This is a genomic window from Xanthomonas sp. F14, assembly GCF_014199865.1.
The window spans coordinates 84135-100031 of the sequence record NZ_JACHOM010000001.1 but is presented as its reverse complement, the minus strand read 5'-3'; the positions used below and the strand labels follow the sequence as shown (position 1 = coordinate 100031).

General features: G+C 66.3%; 18 protein-coding genes, 2 tRNA genes and 1 other RNA gene. 6 read left to right on the top strand and 15 right to left on the bottom strand.

Going from position 1 to position 15897, the window contains the following annotated elements:
- Positions 1–104: 104 nt before the first annotated feature.
- The 4 genes from GGR73_RS00565 to dnaX all read right to left on the bottom strand — a co-directional run bounded on the left by GGR73_RS00565 (position 105) and on the right by dnaX (position 3622).
- The gene (locus GGR73_RS00565) at positions 105–455 is read right to left on the bottom strand and encodes a histidine triad nucleotide-binding protein (RefSeq protein WP_016902528.1); all 351 of its coding nucleotides are present in this window, start codon (positions 453–455) and stop codon (positions 105–107) included.
- A gap of 106 nt (positions 456–561) precedes the next feature.
- On the bottom strand, positions 562–1155 hold the full coding sequence (gene recR / locus GGR73_RS00560; protein ID WP_016902529.1) for a recombination mediator RecR: 594 nt from the start codon (positions 1153–1155) through the stop codon (positions 562–564).
- Between the two features lie 100 nt (positions 1156–1255).
- Entirely contained in the window at positions 1256–1576 is a 321-nt protein-coding gene (locus GGR73_RS00555; protein WP_005913896.1) for a YbaB/EbfC family nucleoid-associated protein, read from the bottom strand.
- A 6-nt stretch (positions 1577–1582) separates the two neighbouring features.
- A complete protein-coding gene (gene dnaX / locus GGR73_RS00550; protein WP_184455190.1) occupies positions 1583–3622 on the bottom strand; it encodes a DNA polymerase III subunit gamma/tau in 2040 nt (679 codons plus the stop codon).
- A 235-nt stretch (positions 3623–3857) separates the two neighbouring features.
- Between dnaX and GGR73_RS00545 the strand changes: the two genes are divergently transcribed.
- Both GGR73_RS00545 and ffs read left to right on the top strand, forming a co-directional pair.
- Positions 3858–3950, top strand: a tRNA-Ser gene (locus GGR73_RS00545).
- Positions 3951–4019: 69 nt separating this feature from the next.
- An RNA gene (gene ffs, locus GGR73_RS00540) (signal recognition particle sRNA small type) lies at positions 4020–4116 on the top strand.
- 247 nt (positions 4117–4363) lie between these two features.
- On the opposite strand, the gene GGR73_RS00535 is transcribed toward ffs, so the two are convergent.
- The 6 genes from GGR73_RS00535 to GGR73_RS00510 all read right to left on the bottom strand — a co-directional run bounded on the left by GGR73_RS00535 (position 4364) and on the right by GGR73_RS00510 (position 8155).
- A complete protein-coding gene (locus tag GGR73_RS00535; RefSeq protein ID WP_167708533.1) occupies positions 4364–4813 on the bottom strand; it encodes a molybdenum cofactor biosynthesis protein MoaE in 450 nt (149 codons plus the stop codon).
- On the bottom strand, positions 4810–5055 hold the full coding sequence (locus tag GGR73_RS00530; protein ID WP_184455188.1) for a MoaD/ThiS family protein: 246 nt from the start codon (positions 5053–5055) through the stop codon (positions 4810–4812). Before GGR73_RS00530 ends, GGR73_RS00535 begins: the two co-directional genes overlap by 4 nt.
- Positions 5052–5549, bottom strand: a complete 498-nt coding sequence (gene moaC, locus GGR73_RS00525; RefSeq protein ID WP_047128244.1) for a cyclic pyranopterin monophosphate synthase MoaC — start codon at positions 5547–5549, stop codon at positions 5052–5054. The genes GGR73_RS00530 and moaC overlap by 4 nt, the downstream gene beginning before the upstream one ends.
- Positions 5550–5625: 76 nt before the next feature.
- On the bottom strand, positions 5626–6657 hold the full coding sequence (moaA, locus tag GGR73_RS00520; RefSeq protein ID WP_024938435.1) for a GTP 3',8-cyclase MoaA: 1032 nt from the start codon (positions 6655–6657) through the stop codon (positions 5626–5628).
- Entirely contained in the window at positions 6657–7406 is a 750-nt protein-coding gene (locus GGR73_RS00515; protein WP_016902535.1) for an MBL fold metallo-hydrolase, read from the bottom strand. The genes moaA and GGR73_RS00515 overlap by 1 nt, the downstream gene beginning before the upstream one ends.
- Positions 7406–8155, bottom strand: coding sequence for a 3-deoxy-D-manno-octulosonic acid kinase (locus GGR73_RS00510; protein WP_184455185.1), 750 nt, complete (start codon positions 8153–8155; stop codon positions 7406–7408). Before GGR73_RS00510 ends, GGR73_RS00515 begins: the two co-directional genes overlap by 1 nt.
- 20 nt (positions 8156–8175) lie before the next feature.
- Here GGR73_RS00510 and GGR73_RS00505 point away from each other — a divergent pair, with 20 nt between their 5' ends.
- Positions 8176–9225: a glycosyltransferase family 9 protein gene (locus GGR73_RS00505; protein WP_184455183.1), complete on the top strand. Its 1050-nt coding sequence runs from the start codon at positions 8176–8178 to the stop codon at positions 9223–9225.
- A gap of 237 nt (positions 9226–9462) precedes the next feature.
- Here GGR73_RS00505 and GGR73_RS00500 read toward each other — a convergent pair whose 3' ends face one another.
- A complete protein-coding gene (locus tag GGR73_RS00500) occupies positions 9463–9867 on the bottom strand; it encodes a DUF6165 family protein (protein ID WP_039530440.1) in 405 nt (134 codons plus the stop codon).
- Positions 9868–10123: 256 nt separating this feature from the next.
- Positions 10124–10214, bottom strand: a tRNA-Ser gene (locus GGR73_RS00495).
- A gap of 197 nt (positions 10215–10411) precedes the next feature.
- On the opposite strand from GGR73_RS00495, the gene GGR73_RS00490 reads away from it, so the two are divergent.
- On the top strand, positions 10412–11116 hold the full coding sequence (locus GGR73_RS00490; RefSeq protein WP_024938430.1) for a PP2C family protein-serine/threonine phosphatase: 705 nt from the start codon (positions 10412–10414) through the stop codon (positions 11114–11116).
- Positions 11117–11709: 593 nt separating this feature from the next.
- Here GGR73_RS00490 and dnaQ read toward each other — a convergent pair.
- The 3 genes from dnaQ to GGR73_RS00475 are packed head-to-tail and all read right to left on the bottom strand — an operon-like array spanning position 11710 to position 13604.
- Positions 11710–12444 (bottom strand): DNA polymerase III subunit epsilon, encoded by a 735-nt coding sequence (gene dnaQ, locus GGR73_RS00485; protein WP_024938429.1) that lies wholly within the window; start codon positions 12442–12444, stop codon positions 11710–11712.
- 19 nt (positions 12445–12463) lie between these two features.
- The gene (rnhA, locus tag GGR73_RS00480; RefSeq protein WP_184455180.1) at positions 12464–12916 is read right to left on the bottom strand and encodes a ribonuclease HI; all 453 of its coding nucleotides are present in this window, start codon (positions 12914–12916) and stop codon (positions 12464–12466) included.
- 31 nt (positions 12917–12947) lie between these two features.
- Positions 12948–13604: a hypothetical protein gene (locus tag GGR73_RS00475; RefSeq protein ID WP_024938427.1), complete on the bottom strand. Its 657-nt coding sequence runs from the start codon at positions 13602–13604 to the stop codon at positions 12948–12950.
- A 12-nt stretch (positions 13605–13616) separates the two neighbouring features.
- Between GGR73_RS00475 and gloB the strand changes: the two genes are divergently transcribed.
- Together gloB and GGR73_RS00465 are read left to right on the top strand one after the other, a co-directional pair.
- Positions 13617–14384 (top strand): hydroxyacylglutathione hydrolase, encoded by a 768-nt coding sequence (gene gloB, locus GGR73_RS00470; protein WP_184455170.1) that lies wholly within the window; start codon positions 13617–13619, stop codon positions 14382–14384.
- The gene (locus tag GGR73_RS00465) at positions 14381–15565 is read left to right on the top strand and encodes a lytic transglycosylase domain-containing protein (protein WP_184455162.1); all 1185 of its coding nucleotides are present in this window, start codon (positions 14381–14383) and stop codon (positions 15563–15565) included. Before gloB ends, GGR73_RS00465 begins: the two co-directional genes overlap by 4 nt.
- Positions 15566–15897: the final 332 nt, after the last annotated feature.

Here is a 15897-nt window from a genome sequence, read left to right as displayed (position 1 = left end):
CTGAGTCAGTGACACGCAAAAACGCCGCTCGCAGGGAGCGGCGTTTTTGCTTATGCGATACGGCTGCTCGAACAGGCGCTGATGCGCTCGATCGTGTAACCAGGTCAGGGCGTGCCGAACCGTCCCAGCGGCGCGCCGGCCAGCAGATGCAGATGAATGTGGAACACCGTCTGGCCGGCATGCTCGCGGCAGTTCATCACGATGCGATAGCCGTCCTGCGCCAGCCCCTGCTCGCGTGCATACGACGCTGCAGCGAGTGCGAGCCTGCCCACCAACAGCGCCTGCTCCGGCGGCACATCGTCCAGCGTGGGAATCGCATGCTGCTTGGGAATGAACAGCACATGCACCGGCGCCTGCGGTGCGATGTCCTGAAAGCCCAGCACCTCGTCGTCTTCATAGACGATGTTGGCCGGGATTTCGCGACGAATGATCTTGCCGAAGATGGTGTCGGTCATGGGTGGGGATTGGGGATTGGTCATTAGGGATTGGCAAGAGCTTACCGCGCATGCCTCCGCTTTTCGCTTCTACGAATCCCCAATCCCAACTCCCCAATCCCCGCCCTCAAAGCACCTCACCCCGGGTGCCAAAGGCATGCGACAAGGTGCCGCGATCGACGTATTCCAGCTCGCCGCCCAACGGCATGCCCTGCGCGAGCCGGCTCGGGCGCACCGCATGCTGGCGGGCAAGCTGCGCCAGGTAATGCGCGGTTGCCTCGCCTTCCACGGTGGCATTGGTGGCGATGATCATTTCGGTGACCTCGCCGGTGGCCAGACGCTCGCCGAGCCGGTCCAGGCCCAGCTCGCGCGGGCCGATGCCGTCCAGCGGCGACAGCCGGCCCTGCAGGATGAAGTACAGCCCGCGGTAGCCGGTGGCGTGCTCGATCGCCAGGCGATCTGCCGGCGATTCCACCACGCACAGCTGCTGCCGGTCGCGGCTACTGCTGGCACAGATCGCGCAGATCTCCGCCTCGGTGAAGTCGCGGCATTGCACGCAATGGCCAACCTTTTCCACCGCATTGGCCAGCGCCGCGGCCAGGCGGCGGCCACCCTCGCGCTCGCGTTCGAGCACGTGGTAGGCCATGCGCTGGGCCGATTTCTGGCCCACACCCGGCAATACCCGGAAGGCCTCGATCAGTTGTTCGAGAAGAGAGGACATTGGGTGGCCGGGATTGGGAATTGGAGATTTGGGATTCGCAAATGCAGAAGCGGATCTCGCTTCCAGCCAATCCCCAATCCCGACTCCCGAATCCCCTCGCTCAGAACGGCAACTTCATGCCCGGCGGCAGCTGCATGCCGGCAGTGGCCGAGCCCATGCGGTCCTTGGATTCGGCGTCGATCTTGTTGGAGGCGTCGTTGAAGGCGGCGGCGATCAGGTCCTCGGCCATTTCCTGGTCGGAGAGGATGCTCGGGTCGATGCGGACCTTGCGGCACTCCTTGGCGCCGGTCAGCGTCACGCTGACCATGCCGCCGCCGGCGGTGCCGGTGACTTCCAGCTTGGCCAGTTCTTCCTGGGCGCGCTGCAGGTTTTCCTGCATCTTCTGCGCCTGCTGCATCAATTGGGCAATGTTCCCACGCATGTGTCGTTACTCGTCGTAAGGGCGGATGGAATCGGGGACGACCCGCGCGCCTTGCTGCTGAATCAGCTGCTGCACGTTCGGGTCGTTCATGAACGCTGTTTCGGCCGCGCTCTGGCGCTCGCCTTTCTGGCGACTGGCCCGCTCGTGCAGGGTCTCGACATCGGCGTTGCCGGTCTCGATGACGATGCGCGGCGTATTTCCCAACTCGGGCGCGAGTGCCTGCGCAAGGTTGGCGATGGAACGCTCGGAATTGAGGTATTCGAAGCCCGGTGCCAGCGCCAGGCGCAGCACGCCGTCGCGATGGCCGATGAAGGCCGCATTGGCGGCGAGCTGTCGCGAGGGGCCGTTCAAGCCGCTGCGGGTGACCAGATCCAGCCACTGCTCGGCATCGTCGATGTGGCCATTGTCGAGCAGGGGCGATGGATCGGTTGTCTGTGCCGGTGCCGATATGGAGGGTGCGGCAACCGATGGCATCGACAGCACCGCCGCTGCAGATGCAGGTACCTCAGCCGCTGCGGCAACTGCCACTGCCGCTTCGGGCGCGACCGCGGCCGGCAACGCCGCATCGACTGCTGCGGGTGGCGCCATTGCCGCTTCCGGCGCCAGCACGGGCGTCGCCGCAGCGACGGGGGCAGCGTTGGCGCGCACCGGCGCATCGTCCATCGCCCAGGGCGGCGTGTCGTCGCTGCGCGTGGGAGCTGTCGATGGGCGGCTATCGGTCGATGCTTGCGCAGCGGGCAGCACCACGACAGGCGCGGGCGCAGCGGGCGCAGCAGCGACCGGCGCCGGCGCGGCGACCGCAGCCACGGCAGCAGGCGCGGCCTCCAGGTCGGCCGGTTTCGCCACCGCTGCGGGTGCGGGCGCGGCTGCCACCGGTGCGGCGGCCTGCACGCCGGTTGCCGTAGAACGCGCATGCCCCCCGGCACTGGCACCACGTCCATCGTCACTGCCGCCAGCCGGCACTGCCGCCGCTGGGCGGAAGGCCAGCATGCGCAGCACCGCCATCTCGAAACCGGCGCGCGGACTCGGCGCCAGATACAGATCGCGACGGCCGTTGAGCGCCATCTGGTACCACAGCTGCACCACTTCCGGCCGCAGCTGCGCGGCATAGGCGGTCGGGTCGATGCCATCACCGACGAATGCCACCGACGGCACCAACTGCTGCACCTGGATGCGATGCAAGGCCTCGGCCAGCGCCTCCAGCACGCCGCTCCAGTCGGGCGAGAACTCGGCCAGCGCGGCGACCACCTGCATCAGGCGCGCGCCATCGCCGTCGGCCAGCGACTGCAGCATCGCGCCGACCTGGGTGCGATCGACCGTGCCGAGCATGGTACGCACCACGTCCTCGCGCAGCGCGCCGCCGGCATAGGCAATGGCCTGATCGAGCAGCGACAGACCGTCGCGCAGCGAGCCGTCGGCGGCCTTGGACAGCTGCACGATCGCCGATGGATCCGATTCGATCTGCTCGGCGGCCAGGATCCGGGTCATTTGGCCCTGGATCTGGTCTTCGTCCAGCCGCTTGAGATTGAACTGCAGGCAGCGCGACAGCACGGTCACCGGCAGCTTCTGCGGGTCGGTGGTGGCCAGCAGGAACTTCACGTGCTCGGGCGGCTCTTCCAGCGTCTTCAGCAGCGCATTGAACGCCGCCTTGGAGAGCATGTGCACTTCGTCGATCAGATAGACCTTGAACTTGCCGCGCGAGGGCATGTACTGGGCGTTCTCGATCACCTCGCGCACATCGTCCACGCCGGTGTTGGACGCGGCGTCGATTTCCAGCAGGTCGATGTAGCGGCCGGCGTCGATATCCAGGCAGGCCGGGCACTGGCCGCACGGATCGGCACTGGTGCCGGTCTCGCAGTTCAGCGATTTGGCGAAAATGCGCGCGATTGTGGTCTTGCCCACGCCGCGGGTGCCGGTGAACAGGAATGCGTGGTGCACACGCCCACTGTCGAGCGCGTTACTGAGCGCGCGGACCACGTGTTCCTGGCCTACGAGTTCGGCAAAACGCTTCGGGCGCCACTTGCGGGCGAGAACAAGATAAGACATCGGGCAACCAGCTTCCTCTGAACCGATATTGTGCCACGGCACGTCAAGTGGATCGTTCAGCGGCCGTGCGCCCCGGCGTCGCCACCCACCGGAGGACTGCCGGACAGCGTCGGGGGCCGGCCAGACACCTGCGCTGGCACCGTCACGCCCGACCGGCAGATCCTTTACCTTGTTAATGGCGCCCGTGGCGGCTAGAATCCCGCTCCTGCCGACGACCTGGTCGCACGGCAGGTACGGAGAGGTGTCCGAGTGGTTGAAGGAGCACGCCTGGAAAGTGTGTAAGCGTCTAAACCGCGCTTCGGGGGTTCGAATCCCCCTCTCTCCGCCAGTTTCATGATCCTGCAATGCGATTGCATGGATCCAGGGTCACGCCAGTGACCCACGTCTTATGGTGGCCCCGTCGGTCCCTCGCGACGCTAGATCGAAAATCCCGCCAGGGCCGGAAGGCAGCAACGGTATCGATTGATGCGGGCGCCGAGGTCAACCGGCGGGGACACCACCCCAACCCAGACTGATGGCGCATCGACAGATGCCGCACGCATTCGGCGCGTAATGCTGACGGTGTGAAGCCGCCACTGCGACGCGGCACTTCGCGGCCATGCTCAAGGCTGGCCAGTGATTTGCACCGGCTGCAGCGATGGCTCGGAAATATGCGCAGCGTCAGGCACTTTCCGGCGCGCTCAACCGGCGGACACCAACTGATCTCTTGATGTTCCCGCAGCGCCTGACCTGCAAGACGCGCTACTGCGTCTGCGACTCCGGATGCAGCCAGCCGGCATCGCCTTCCAGGTAATGTTCGTGCTTCCAGATCGGCACGCGCGCCTTGACCTCGTCGATGATGAAGCGGCAGGCATCGAATGCGGCGCCGCGATGCGCCGCGCTGACGCCGACCCATACCGCCATGTCGCCGATGCGCAGCTCGCCCACGCGGTGCACGCAGTAGGCGTTGACGATGGCAAACCGACCCATTGCCTCGTCGAGCACGCGCTGGCCTTCGGCCTGCGCCAGTGCGGCGTAGGCCTCGTAACGCAGCCCGGCCACGCTGCGGCCCTCATTGTGGTCGCGTACCCAGCCTTCGAAACTGGCGAATGCGCCGGCATGCGGGTGCTCCAGCGCAGCGCGCAAGCTGTCGACCGGCAAAGGCACGTCGGAAAGCGCAAAGAGGGCGGAAGTCTGCTCGCTCATGCTCAACCTCCCGACACCGGCGGAATAAACACGATTTCACTGCCATCGCGCACGCCGTCCTCCCAGCGCGCAAACGCGCCATCCACCGCCACGCGCAGCTGCGCCGGCATCCAGCGCAGGCCATGGCGCGTATCGAGTTCGGCATATAGCGCGCGCAGGTCCTGCGCCTGCGATTGCACCTGCTCGCTGGCAATGCCCGCTGCCTCACGCAAGCTGGCGAAATACAGCACCGTCACTGTCGTGCTCATTGGTTTGCTCCGATATCGCGCTTGCCACCGCGCTTGGACACCAGCCTGGTCGGGCCGATGCTCATGCTGTGCGACAACGCCTTGCACATGTCGTAGACCGTCAGGGCCGCCACGCTGGCGCCGGTGAGCGCTTCCATTTCCACACCGGTGCGATGCACGCAGCGCACCGTGCAACGGATGTCCAGCAGCTGCTCGCCCGCCCAGTCGATCTCGAACCGGCAGGCATCGATCGGCAACGGATGGCAGAAGGGAATCAACTCGTGCGTGCGTTTGACCGCCATGGTGCCGGCGATCACCGCGGTTTCCACGATGCCGCCCTTGGCGCTGCGCAAGCCGTTGGCGCGCAACTGCGCGGCGACGGCGGCCGGAAAACGCACCCGGCTTTGCGCGGTGGCGCTGCGCGCGGTGACCGCCTTGTCCGAGACATCCACCATCGTGGGCAGTCCGGAATCGTCCAGGTGGGTCAGGCGTGCGGAACGGGATTTTGCAGGCATGGGAAACGACACGATGACAGGCGCTCAGGATGCGACATTCTCGGTGAACGGGGCGCCTGGATGGAACAGCAGTGCCTTACCCGCCGATCAGGAACATCTCCACCGGCTTGCCACGGCGCGGTGTCGATGCGCGCACCTCGCTGTAGCGGTCGCCACGTATGCTCCAGCGCGCACGTAGATGCTCGGACAATCCATGCTCGCCCTCGGCCAGGGCCGGCTTGAGGTCATGGCCCTGGCTGGCGAACAGGCAGGTGTACAACTGCCCGTCGGCCGACACGCGTGCGCGCTGGCAATCACCGCAGAACGGCACGCTGACCGAACTGACAAAACCCACCTCGCCGGCGCCATCGGCAAATGCATGCCGCTGCGCCACTTCGCCGGTGTAATTGGCATCCAGCGGCAGCAATGGCCAGCGCGCGTGGATGCGCGCGTGCAGTTGCGCCGAAGTCACCACCGCATCGGCGGTCCAGCCATTGCAACTGCCCACATCCATGAACTCGATGAAGCGCAGTACATGGCCGCTGCCACGGAAGTGTTCCACCAGGGGCAGCACCTGATCTTCGTTGACGCCGCGCTGCACCACGCAGTTGATCTTCAGGCGCTGGAAGCCGGCCTGCTCGGCAGCGGCGATACCGGCCAGTACCTGCGCGATCTCGCCACGGTTGCCACTCATGCGTCTGAACAGCTCCGGATCCAGCGCATCCATGCTCACCGTGATCCGACGCAGCCCGGCCTGGCGCAGCGCCACCGCCTGACGCGCGAGCAAGGTGCCGTTGGTGGTCAGCGCCAGATCCTCGATGCCCTCGATCGTGGTCAGGCGCGCAATCAGGCTGGGCAGATCACGACGCAACAGCGGCTCACCACCGGTCAGGCGTACCTTGGTGACGCCGACCGAGACGAAGGCACGCACCAGCGTTTCCAACTGATCGAAGCTCAGGCGCTGCTGCGCATCGAATCCGTAGTCGTCGGGCACGCGATCGGCCGGCATGCAGTAACCGCAGCGGAAATTGCAGGCCTCGATGACCGACAGACGCAGGTCGCGCAGCGGCCGGCCATAGCGGTCCTGCATCGGCGCGGCGGTCAGGTTCGGCAACAGCAGGGCGCTCATCAGGGCACCATGGCGGCAGTCGGCTCCGCCAGCGGCAGATGTTGACCAGGCACGGCCACGCGATGGCCGCGTGCGCGGAGCACGTCGCCGTCGGCGTCGCTGGCGTAGTGGTACAGCAGCATGCGGCTCAACAGGTCCTGCGGGTATTCCCGCTCCAAATCGTCCACCCCAGTATGCGACGGGTTGCCGTGAACGCCGCAGTCATGCGCGATGAGCTCGCTGTCATCGGCATACCGGGCCAGCATTTCCGGGATCGGCCGGGTGTCGCCGCTCCAGACCAGCGCCCCCTTCAGCCGCAGCCCGTAGGCGGTCTCCGGCCAGTGGTGGCGCGCCGGGAACACTTCCAGCCGCACCCCGTCGTGCCAGAACGCGTCGCCGACCGGCACCAGTTGGAAGGCATCCCAGAAGTTCGCGCCGCCCTCGGCCAGCACGTTCGGGTAGTCGGCGATCCGCCGCTGCAGCAACGGCACCACCGGCGCCGGCACGTACAGGCGCGTGCGGCCGCGGCGTTGGGAGAAATAGCTGTCCACGAACAGCCGTTCCAGCCCGCCGACGTGGTCCAGGTGCACATGGGTGATGAAGACCGCCTGCGGCAGATGACCGTACTGGGCCTGGTAGGCGGTCAGCCCTTCGCTGCCGCAATCGATGGTCAGCCACGGCGCGCCGGCGCGCTCGATGGTGGCCATCGGCGAACCGAGCGCCACCGCTGACGCATTGCCGACCCCTTGCACCCGCAATGCCCAGTTCATCAGTAGCCCCGGCCCCAGGCCAGTTCGTACGCGCGGTGCAGGCGTTCGTAATCCTTGTCGACCTCTTCTCGGCTGCGGTTGCCGCGCAATTTCAGCAGCGAGCGATGCAGGCGCTTGAGATTGCGTTCGCGCCAGCGCGTAGCCGGAATGCGCAACACGCCGCGGTCGAAATCGATCAACCAGCCATGCCCGCCGGCATCGAACAGGATGTTGTGCGCGTTGAGATCGGCATGATCCAGGCCGGCGCGATGAAAGCGCGCGATCAGCCGCCCGGTTTCTTCCCACGGCGCACCGCGCCCGGCGACCTGCGCATGATCGGCGAGCGAGCGCACGTTCTCCAGGCGCTCCATCAACAATGCAGCGCGATAACTCAGCCCCTCGCGCAGATAACAGGCCGCCAACGGGCGCGGCACCGGCAACTTGCGCTTGAGCAGTTCGCGCATCAGCCGGAACTCGGCAAAGCTGCGCGTGCGCCCGGCGCCCTTCCACATATAGTGATCGCGGCTCACGCGCGCGGCCATGCCGCCGCGCAGGTACTGCCGCAACACGCTGTGACCGAACGGCGCATCCACGAACCACGCCCCACCCCGTCCGCCTTCGTCGACCGGCCGTGCCCTGTCACCCCAGCGTTGCGGCGAAAACAGCCCGGCATCGGCTTGCCGCAGCCGTTCGCGGTCGAACAGAATGGCGCCATAGCCGCGGCCTTCGCGGTACGGCGCCAGCGCTTCAGTGGCGTCGAAAGAAACCATCTATCGAGTCTAACAACACCATGGCTTCTACGCCCGCCTCGTTATGCCTGCTGCGCCTGTCCGCCCTGGGTGACGTCACCCATGTGGTGCCGCTGGTGCGCACCTTGCAGGCGGGGTTTCCGGCAAGCCAGCTGCATTGGATCATCGACAAGGCCGGGCTGAAATTGCTCGACGGCCTGCCCGGCGTGCAGTTCCATGCCTACGACAAGCGCACCGGCGTGGCCGGTATGCGCGCGCTCCGCCGGTCGCTGGCGCCATTGGGTCGCTTCGACGCGCTGCTGCAGATGCAGGTGGCCTTACGCGCCAATGTGCTGTCGGCCTTCGTGCCGGCGCGGCGACGGATCGGCTATGACCGCAGCCGTTCCAAGGACCTGCACGGCCTGTTCGTCAACGAACGCATCGCCGACCGCCCTGGCATCCACGTACTCGACGCCATCGGCAGCTTCGCGCAGCCGCTCGGCCTGACCCAGACCCAGGTGCGCTGGGACTTGCCGGTCCCCGACGAGGCGCATCGCTGGGCACGCGCGCAATGGGACGACGATAGCCGCCCGGTGCTGATGATTTCGCCGTGCTCCAGCCACGCACGCCGCAACTGGTATCCCGACCGCCATGCCGCGCTGGCCGACCATGCCGCAGCGCAAGGCTGGCGGGTCGTGCTGTGCGGCGGCCGCAGCGAGCTGGAACGCAGCACCGCCGATGCCATCGTCGCGGCCGCGCGCACGCCGGTGCTGGACCTGGTCGGCAAGGACACGCTCAAACAACTCCCCGCCCTGCTCGCCCGCGCCGATCTGGTGGTCACCCCTGATTCCGGGCCGATGCACATCGCCAACGCGATGGGCACCAAGGTGCTGGGCCTGCATGCGGCCAGCAACCCGCTGCGCAGCGGCCCGTACTCGGACGTGCGCTATTGCGTAGACCGTTACGACGCGGCCGCCCGCAAATACCTGGGCAAGCCGGCCGACCAACTGAAATGGGGCACCAAGATCGAATTCGACCAGGTGATGGCGCTGATCACTGTGGACGATGCAATCGCCGCATTCGAGCGTTATCGCAGCGATCATCCGCGCTGAGAATCGGCGTCGGATCGTCGCTCGAACAGGCGTTCAATCGCGGCGCAGCTGCGCGCTGCGCCGCGGTGCAGACGCCCAGGACAGCCGGGAAGCAGGAGCCAAACACCGCCGGCTCACGTCCGCGGCAGCCAATCACCGCGGTGCCGGCCGACTCGAAGTGTGGCGGCGCACCAGAAAGCGCCGCGCACCCACCGACCACCACGTGTATCGGTTACGCAGACCTGCAGTCAGCGGCTCTCAGACACCGCTAGCGCGGTAGTCCTGATACGACTTCTCTTCCACGTACGACGAACCCAGCGCCAGGTTGATCTCTTTCTTGATGCGCGCGCGTTCGTCGTTTTCGATATAGACGCTGCGCGCCAGCTGCACGAAGCTGTCGTCGAAGGTCTGCGCCTGCTCCTTGAGCCGGATGTCGTCCTCGATCACCCACAGCCGCTCGTTGACGGCCTTGAGCGCAGCACGCAGACGCACGATGTCGTGGCCGGCGGCCGGATGCGCCATCCAGCTGGTCTCCAGCGCGGACAGCTCGCTGCGCACATTGGCCAGCTTGACGGGGTCGCTCATGCGCTCGGACTTGATCTGCAGGATCGCGATCTTGTCGAGCAGCTCACCAAAGGACACGGGCACCAGGATCTCGGACATGACAGGCCTCCAACGGATATCGGGCGGATTGTAGCCAGCGCAGCAGCGCGCGGCGGCGACACATAAACAAAAGCCCCCTTGCGGGGGCTGATGCGAATCTGGCGGAGAGGGGGGATTCACTCGGCATTTCGTGCCTTCGCCCTGCGGGCGGCTTCGCCGTGCAGACAGCGCTGCTGTCTGTCGAACCCGGGGCTTCTCACCCCCCAATGCCGCCGGCGAAACTCACGCGGCACTGGCACAACTGCTCGCCTCAATCTGGCGGAGAGGGGGGGATTCGAACCCCCGAGGCGCTATAAACGCCTGCCTGATTTCGAGTCAGGTACATTCAACCGCTCTGCCACCTCTCCAGATGGTCCCCAGTGTCCCGGGGCCGTGCATCATACGGGCACCGGCGCCCAGCCACAAGCGGCCCGGGCCGGCATCGCCGGCACGATCGAAGGTCCGGGCGTGAACCCGCCCTGCGGCACCGGCGATCGGCGTGTTGCTGCGGGCCGGCCGCGCCGCGATGATGGTCACGCACCTCCTTCCTTGGCGACCCGCCCCCATGCTCGAATTCGGACACCTTACCCATGTCGGCCTGCGCCGTGACCTCAACGAGGACACGTACTACGGCGACAGCGAGCTGGGGCTGTGGCTAGTGGCCGATGGTATGGGTGGGCATGCCTGCGGCGAAGTGGCCAGCGCCCTGGCGCGCGAAACCATCGTGCGCGAGGTGCGCGCCGGCACCCCGCTGGCCCAGGCGGTACGCATCGCCGACGAAGAGATCATCAAGACCTCGCGTCGCTGCAACGACACCTTGCCGATGGGCACCACTGTCGTCGCTGCGCGCGTGCTGGGCCAGCGCTTCGAAGTGGCCTGGGTCGGCGACAGCCGCGCATATCTGTGGCGCGACGGCCGGCTGGCGCAGCTGAGCCAGGACCATAGCTATGTGCAGGAACTGATCGCCCAGGGCACGCTGACCAGCGAGCAGGCACGCGCGCATCCGCATCGCAACGTGGTGACCCAGGCGCTGGGCGTCACCGATCCGGTCCACCTCAATGTCGCCACCATGCAGGGTGAGCTCAAATCCGGCATGCAACTGCTGCTGTGCAGCGACGGTCTCACCGAAGAAGTCGACGATGCCGCGATCGCCGCGACCCTGTCGCAGGCCGATTGCAGCGCGCAGGAATGTGTCGAATGCCTGGTCGCCGCCGCACTCGATGGCGGCGGCTCGGACAACATCACTGCGATCCTGGTGCGCAGCTACTGAAAGCGGCCAACAAGGCCTAGCGAGCGCCCGGCTGGCGGTGAGCGCAGAATTTCGTTGGCCGCATATGGTTGGATGCAGACAAACGCCTGGTCGGTCGAGGGCGCGATGTCCTCACCGCCTGCGGACCACGCCGTCAATCTAGCCCTGAAGACTTCCTGGCAGCATCCAGGCCGCCAAGGATCCCGGAGGCGTCGAGAGCACTGCACCAGAGCGTGAGTCGGCTGCCTAGTTGAATACCATGCACACCGACCATCTCGACAAGTCCTTGCCCGCCCACCGTCGCGGGACCTGACGCGGCATGGATGCCGCGTAAGAGCCTACACGGACGTACTTGCGGCGTGTCCCGCGAGGGTCGGCGGGCAAGGGCCCTGCAGCCAGGCCGCAGATCACCGGCCTACAGCCAAGAGCAAGCTCATCGCGCTCCGCAATAGACCGGATCGAAGTAGCTGTTAGCCGCGCCAAGCGCTGACATCGAACCTGCACGGCAGCGCGCTACTCACGCCCAGAATCGCCAGGCTTCAGCGGCGCACTGCACCACTCCCACCACATCGCCGCCCCACGCGACAGCCGGACACCCGTTGCCGACAGCCGCACTACCCGGCAGCAGCCACCTCTTCAACCGGCGCATCCCACAGCGCGCGCCCGGCCTTCTTGCGCAGGTACGCCAGACGCGCCTCATGCGCCTGCGACTCCGACGCGGTCACCACCACCCGTGCGCGCGGCAACAGCAACGCCGGATCGAAGGTGATCATGCCCTCGCCATGCTCGCTGCGCTGGCCGGTATCGGCGCTGGCAAAGCCGATCTCTTCCTGGCCCGAGGTCAGCGCGATGTACACATCGGCCAGGATCTGCGCATCGAGCAAGGCGCCATGCAACTGGCGATGCGAGTTGTCCACGCCCAGGCGCTTGCACAAGGCATCCAGCGAGTTGCGCTGCCCCGGATAGCGCTCGCGCGCCATCATCAGGGTATCCACCACGGTGGCGCGCTCGACGATACGGCCGTAGTTGTCACCCAGCAGCGACAGCTCGTTGTCCAGGAAGCCCAGATCGAACGCGGCGTTGTGGATGATCAGCTCCGCGCCGTCAATGTAGGCCAGGAACTCCTCGACCACATCGGCAAACAGCGGCTTGTCGGCCAGGAACTCCAGGGTCAACCCGGTCACTTCCTGCGCACCCGGTTCGAAATCGCAATCGGGCTTCAGGTAGCGATGGAAGTTGTTGCCGCTCGGGCGCCGCTCCAGCAGCTCCACCGCACCGATTTCGACGACGCGGTTGCCCTTGCGCCATTCCAGGCCGGTGGTTTCGGTATCGAGAATGATCTGACGCATGAATCCTCTTGCTGATTGCTTACGCGGTTGCGCTGCCACCGCGCTGGGCGATGGCCTGATTGCGGGCGAGCACGTCGACGCGCTCGTTGTCCGGGTCGCCATTGTGGCCTTTCACCCAACGCCAATCGATGCTGTGGCGTTGCGTGGCCGCATGCAGGCGCTCCCACAGTTCACGGTTCTTGACCGGGTCGCCGCCGGCGGTTTTCCAACCGCGGCGCACCCAGCCGGACATCCACTCGGTAATGCCCTGGCGTACGTATTGCGAGTCGGTATGCAGCACGATCTGGCATGGCTCGGTGAGCGTTTCCAGCGCCATGATTGCCGCCATCAACTCCATGCGGTTGTTGGTGGATGTGGCTTCGCCGCCGGACAATTCCTTCTCGCGGCCCTTGTAACGCAACAGGGCCGCCCAACCGCCCGGCCCGGGATTGCCGAGGCAGGAGCCGTCGGTATGCACTTCAATGGATTTCATCAGCTTCTGGTGTTTGGAAAGTGGTCGGTCGTCAGATCGTGGCTACAGGCTGCGGCCAGCGCGAGGGCATCGCGATCGGGGTCGGCCCGATCGAAGCGGCGGCGCGCTTTTCCACTTCGAGCAGATACACCGCGCGCCAGGGTGCGCGATCGGTGCCGGTAACGCCACGCCCGGTGCGCCAGATCGGCCCCAGGTAGCGCTCGGTCTCCACGCATTGCAGCCCCGCACGCTGCGCCAGCAGCCGCCAGCGATCCGGCCGCAGCGCCACCGGACCGCGCCGCGCCCAGCGAAAGCGGTACGGGCTCAGCGGATTGAGCGTGAACAGCCATAGCCGTCCGCCCGGCATCAGCAACCGCTCGCATTCGGCCAGGAATTCCGCCGCGCCGCCCACCACCGCATGCTGCACCACGATGGCCTGCAGGCTTTCGGTCGGCAACGGAAACGGCATGGCGCAACGCGCATCGCCCGCAAAGCGGCCAGCGCTGCGAGTCAGCCGCAGCCCGCGCCCTTGCAGCAGCTCGCGCGGCGGCAGCTCGGGCGTCGGCGTCAGCCACAACCAGGGCTGCGAGGGACGCGTTTGCAACGCCGCAAGCGCCAATTTGCGCTCCAGCAGGAGCAGGCTGCGCCCTGCACCTGTTTCAAACCAGGATGAGACGCCAGCTTGACGGGAGAATGGCGTGGCAGGCATGGTCCCAATTCTATGCGACTGACCGCCCTGCCCGCATTCGACGACAACTACATCTGGGCGCTGGTCGCCAGCGATGGCCGCGCAGTCATCGTCGATCCGGGCCAAGCCGAGCCGGTGTTCGCCGCCGCAGAGCGCGAAGGCTTCAGCCCCAGCGCCGTCCTGCTGACCCACCACCATGCCGACCACATTGGCGGCGTGGCAGCGCTGCAGCAGCGTTGGCCGGACCTTGCACTGTACGGTCCGGCCGACCAACGCATCCCGGCAGATGCCCACCGGGTGGGCCAGGGTGATCGCTTGAGCCTGCTTGGCAACAGCTTCGATGTGCTGGAAGTGCCCGGCCATACCAGCAGCCATATCGCCTTCGTCACCGAACGCCATCTGTTTAGCGGTGATACCCTGTTCAGCCTAGGCTGTGGGCGGATGTTCGAAGGTACCGCTCCTCAGATGTTCGACGCGTTGCAGCGCCTGGCCTCCCTGCCTGGCGAAACACTCGTGTGTTGCGGCCATGAATACACCTTGGCCAATGCGGTCTTTGCGCTGCACGTCGATCCCACCAACGCTGCCTTGCAGCGCCGTCAACAGGAAGCCCAGGCCATGCGTCATGCAGCCCGTCCTACCCTGCCGATTTCGCTCAAGAGTGAACTGGCCACCAATCCGTTCTTACGCACCAGCAGTCCCGAAATCCGCGCTGCGGTGGCATCTCGCGCAGGTGGGGCAATTTCCTCTGAAGTTGACGTTTTCGCCGAACTTCGGCGCTGGAAAGACGAATTTCGCGCATGAGGCGCCTGCTTCTGGCAGTGCTGACCGCATCAGCGGTCATCGCACCCGCAGCCGCATCGTCCAACGACGCAAGCCGCTCCAAACCCGCAGAGAGCTCGATCGCCCAGACCGCCACACCCCAGGTGCGCAACGGTCGGGAGATCTTTTCGTCGTTCCTGGACGGTCGCGCCGATCCAGGCTGCGACAGCGAACATAGCGATACCCGCTGGGAACAACATTTCTCGCGCGCGCCGGCCCGTCTGGCAGACGACGCACAGGATGTCTTGCCGCTGTTCGGCTACGTGGTCGATGAATTGCGCGAAGCCGACATGCCGACCGAATTTGCGCTGATTCCGTTCGTCGAGAGCGGTTACCGCCCGGGCGCCCGCAACGGCAGTGGCCCCGCCGGCCTCTGGCAGTTCATCGCTACCACTGCGCGCAACCACCATGTGCCGGTTGGCGCGCAATACGACGGACGCCTCTCGGCAGTGGACTCCACCACGGCGGCGGTGCGTTATCTCAAGACGCTGTATGGCATGTTCGGCGGCGATTGGCGCCTGGCGCTGATGGCCTACAACGCGGGCGAGTATCGCGTGCTGCAGGCCATGCGCACGGCCGGGATGAACGCGCACAACGCTCGCCCGTCCGAATTGCCCGGCATGTCCAAGGTCACCTACGAGTACGTGGAAAAGCTGCACGCGCTCGCCTGTGTGCTGGACCATGCGCAGCAGCAGGGCAATCTGCTGACCTCGCTCGACCGCCCGGTACCGGTACTCACCGAACATGCATTGCCGGCCGGCACCAGCCTCAACGCCTTCGCCGGACAACGCGCCATCGAGCCGCAGCTGCTGGCCCGGCTGAATCCGGCGCTGGCCAGCGCGCGCGCCGCACCGCGCGGCGTGCATGTGCTCGCCCCGATCGCGCCTGCGCAGCCAGGTGCTACAGGTGCCGCGGTCGCATCTGCCGACACGGGCAGCACTGCGGACAACAGCGCTGCCACTCCCACGGTCGTTGCCGCCGCGACGACGGATGCCTCCAGGCCACAGGCGCGCACCACGCATACGGTCCGCAACGGCGAATCCGCCTGGGCCATCGCACGCCGCTATGGCGTGACAGTCACGACACTGCTGACCAGCAATGGCCTGGACAAGCGTGCCGTGCTGAAGCCCGGCATGGTGTTGTCGTTCGACGACACACCCTGACCTAAGCCGCCTGCCTCCGGCGCCGTTCCGGCGCCGCTGACACCACAGCGGCATGCTTTTCGTCGACCTTGCACGGGGAAGTTGAGCGCCGCGCTGCGCAGGCGTAGGTCGGCTGCGAAGAGAGCGCCTGACACTTACCTTTTGCGTGCGCTGCTTGCGACGCCGTATGGAATCGGAAACGGGCGTACTCGCAGCCGATTGGCCCGCTATCGTTGCAAGCCGACCGACATCGCAGTTGATCGAGCGCGCTTGCAGCGTCTGCCGCCAACCGACAGGCAGCCACCCGTAGGCGCACCAAACGCGCAACCCGAGACTGGCTTTTCTGGCCTGGC

Bases quoted from the DNA above. Each gene is read 5' to 3' on its own strand.
- GGR73_RS00510 (WP_184455185.1), bottom strand. From the start codon at position 8,155: ATGGTTTCTTTCGACGCCACTGAAGCGCTGGCGCCGTACCGCGAAGGC.
- GGR73_RS00475 (WP_024938427.1), bottom strand. From the start codon at position 13,604: ATGCCTGCCACGCCATTCTCCCGTCAAGCTGGCGTCTCATCCTGGTTT.
- GGR73_RS00490 (WP_024938430.1), top strand. From the start codon at position 10,412: ATGCTCGAATTCGGACACCTTACCCATGTCGGCCTGCGCCGTGACCTC.
- gloB (WP_184455170.1), top strand. From the start codon at position 13,617: ATGCGACTGACCGCCCTGCCCGCATTCGACGACAACTACATCTGGGCG.
- GGR73_RS00515 (WP_016902535.1), bottom strand. From the start codon at position 7,406: ATGAACTGGGCATTGCGGGTGCAAGGGGTCGGCAATGCGTCAGCGGTG.
- rnhA (WP_184455180.1), bottom strand. From the start codon at position 12,916: ATGAAATCCATTGAAGTGCATACCGACGGCTCCTGCCTCGGCAATCCC.
- dnaQ (WP_024938429.1), bottom strand. From the start codon at position 12,444: ATGCGTCAGATCATTCTCGATACCGAAACCACCGGCCTGGAATGGCGC.
- moaA (WP_024938435.1), bottom strand. From the start codon at position 6,657: ATGAGCGCCCTGCTGTTGCCGAACCTGACCGCCGCGCCGATGCAGGAC.
- GGR73_RS00530 (WP_184455188.1), bottom strand. From the start codon at position 5,055: ATGAGCACGACAGTGACGGTGCTGTATTTCGCCAGCTTGCGTGAGGCA.
- GGR73_RS00555 (WP_005913896.1), bottom strand. From the start codon at position 1,576: ATGCGTGGGAACATTGCCCAATTGATGCAGCAGGCGCAGAAGATGCAG.
- GGR73_RS00505 (WP_184455183.1), top strand. From the start codon at position 8,176: ATGGCTTCTACGCCCGCCTCGTTATGCCTGCTGCGCCTGTCCGCCCTG.
- GGR73_RS00500 (WP_039530440.1), bottom strand. From the start codon at position 9,867: ATGTCCGAGATCCTGGTGCCCGTGTCCTTTGGTGAGCTGCTCGACAAG.
- moaC (WP_047128244.1), bottom strand. From the start codon at position 5,549: ATGCCTGCAAAATCCCGTTCCGCACGCCTGACCCACCTGGACGATTCC.
- dnaX (WP_184455190.1), bottom strand. From the start codon at position 3,622: ATGTCTTATCTTGTTCTCGCCCGCAAGTGGCGCCCGAAGCGTTTTGCC.
- recR (WP_016902529.1), bottom strand. From the start codon at position 1,155: ATGTCCTCTCTTCTCGAACAACTGATCGAGGCCTTCCGGGTATTGCCG.
- GGR73_RS00465 (WP_184455162.1), top strand. From the start codon at position 14,381: ATGAGGCGCCTGCTTCTGGCAGTGCTGACCGCATCAGCGGTCATCGCA.
- GGR73_RS00565 (WP_016902528.1), bottom strand. From the start codon at position 455: ATGACCGACACCATCTTCGGCAAGATCATTCGTCGCGAAATCCCGGCC.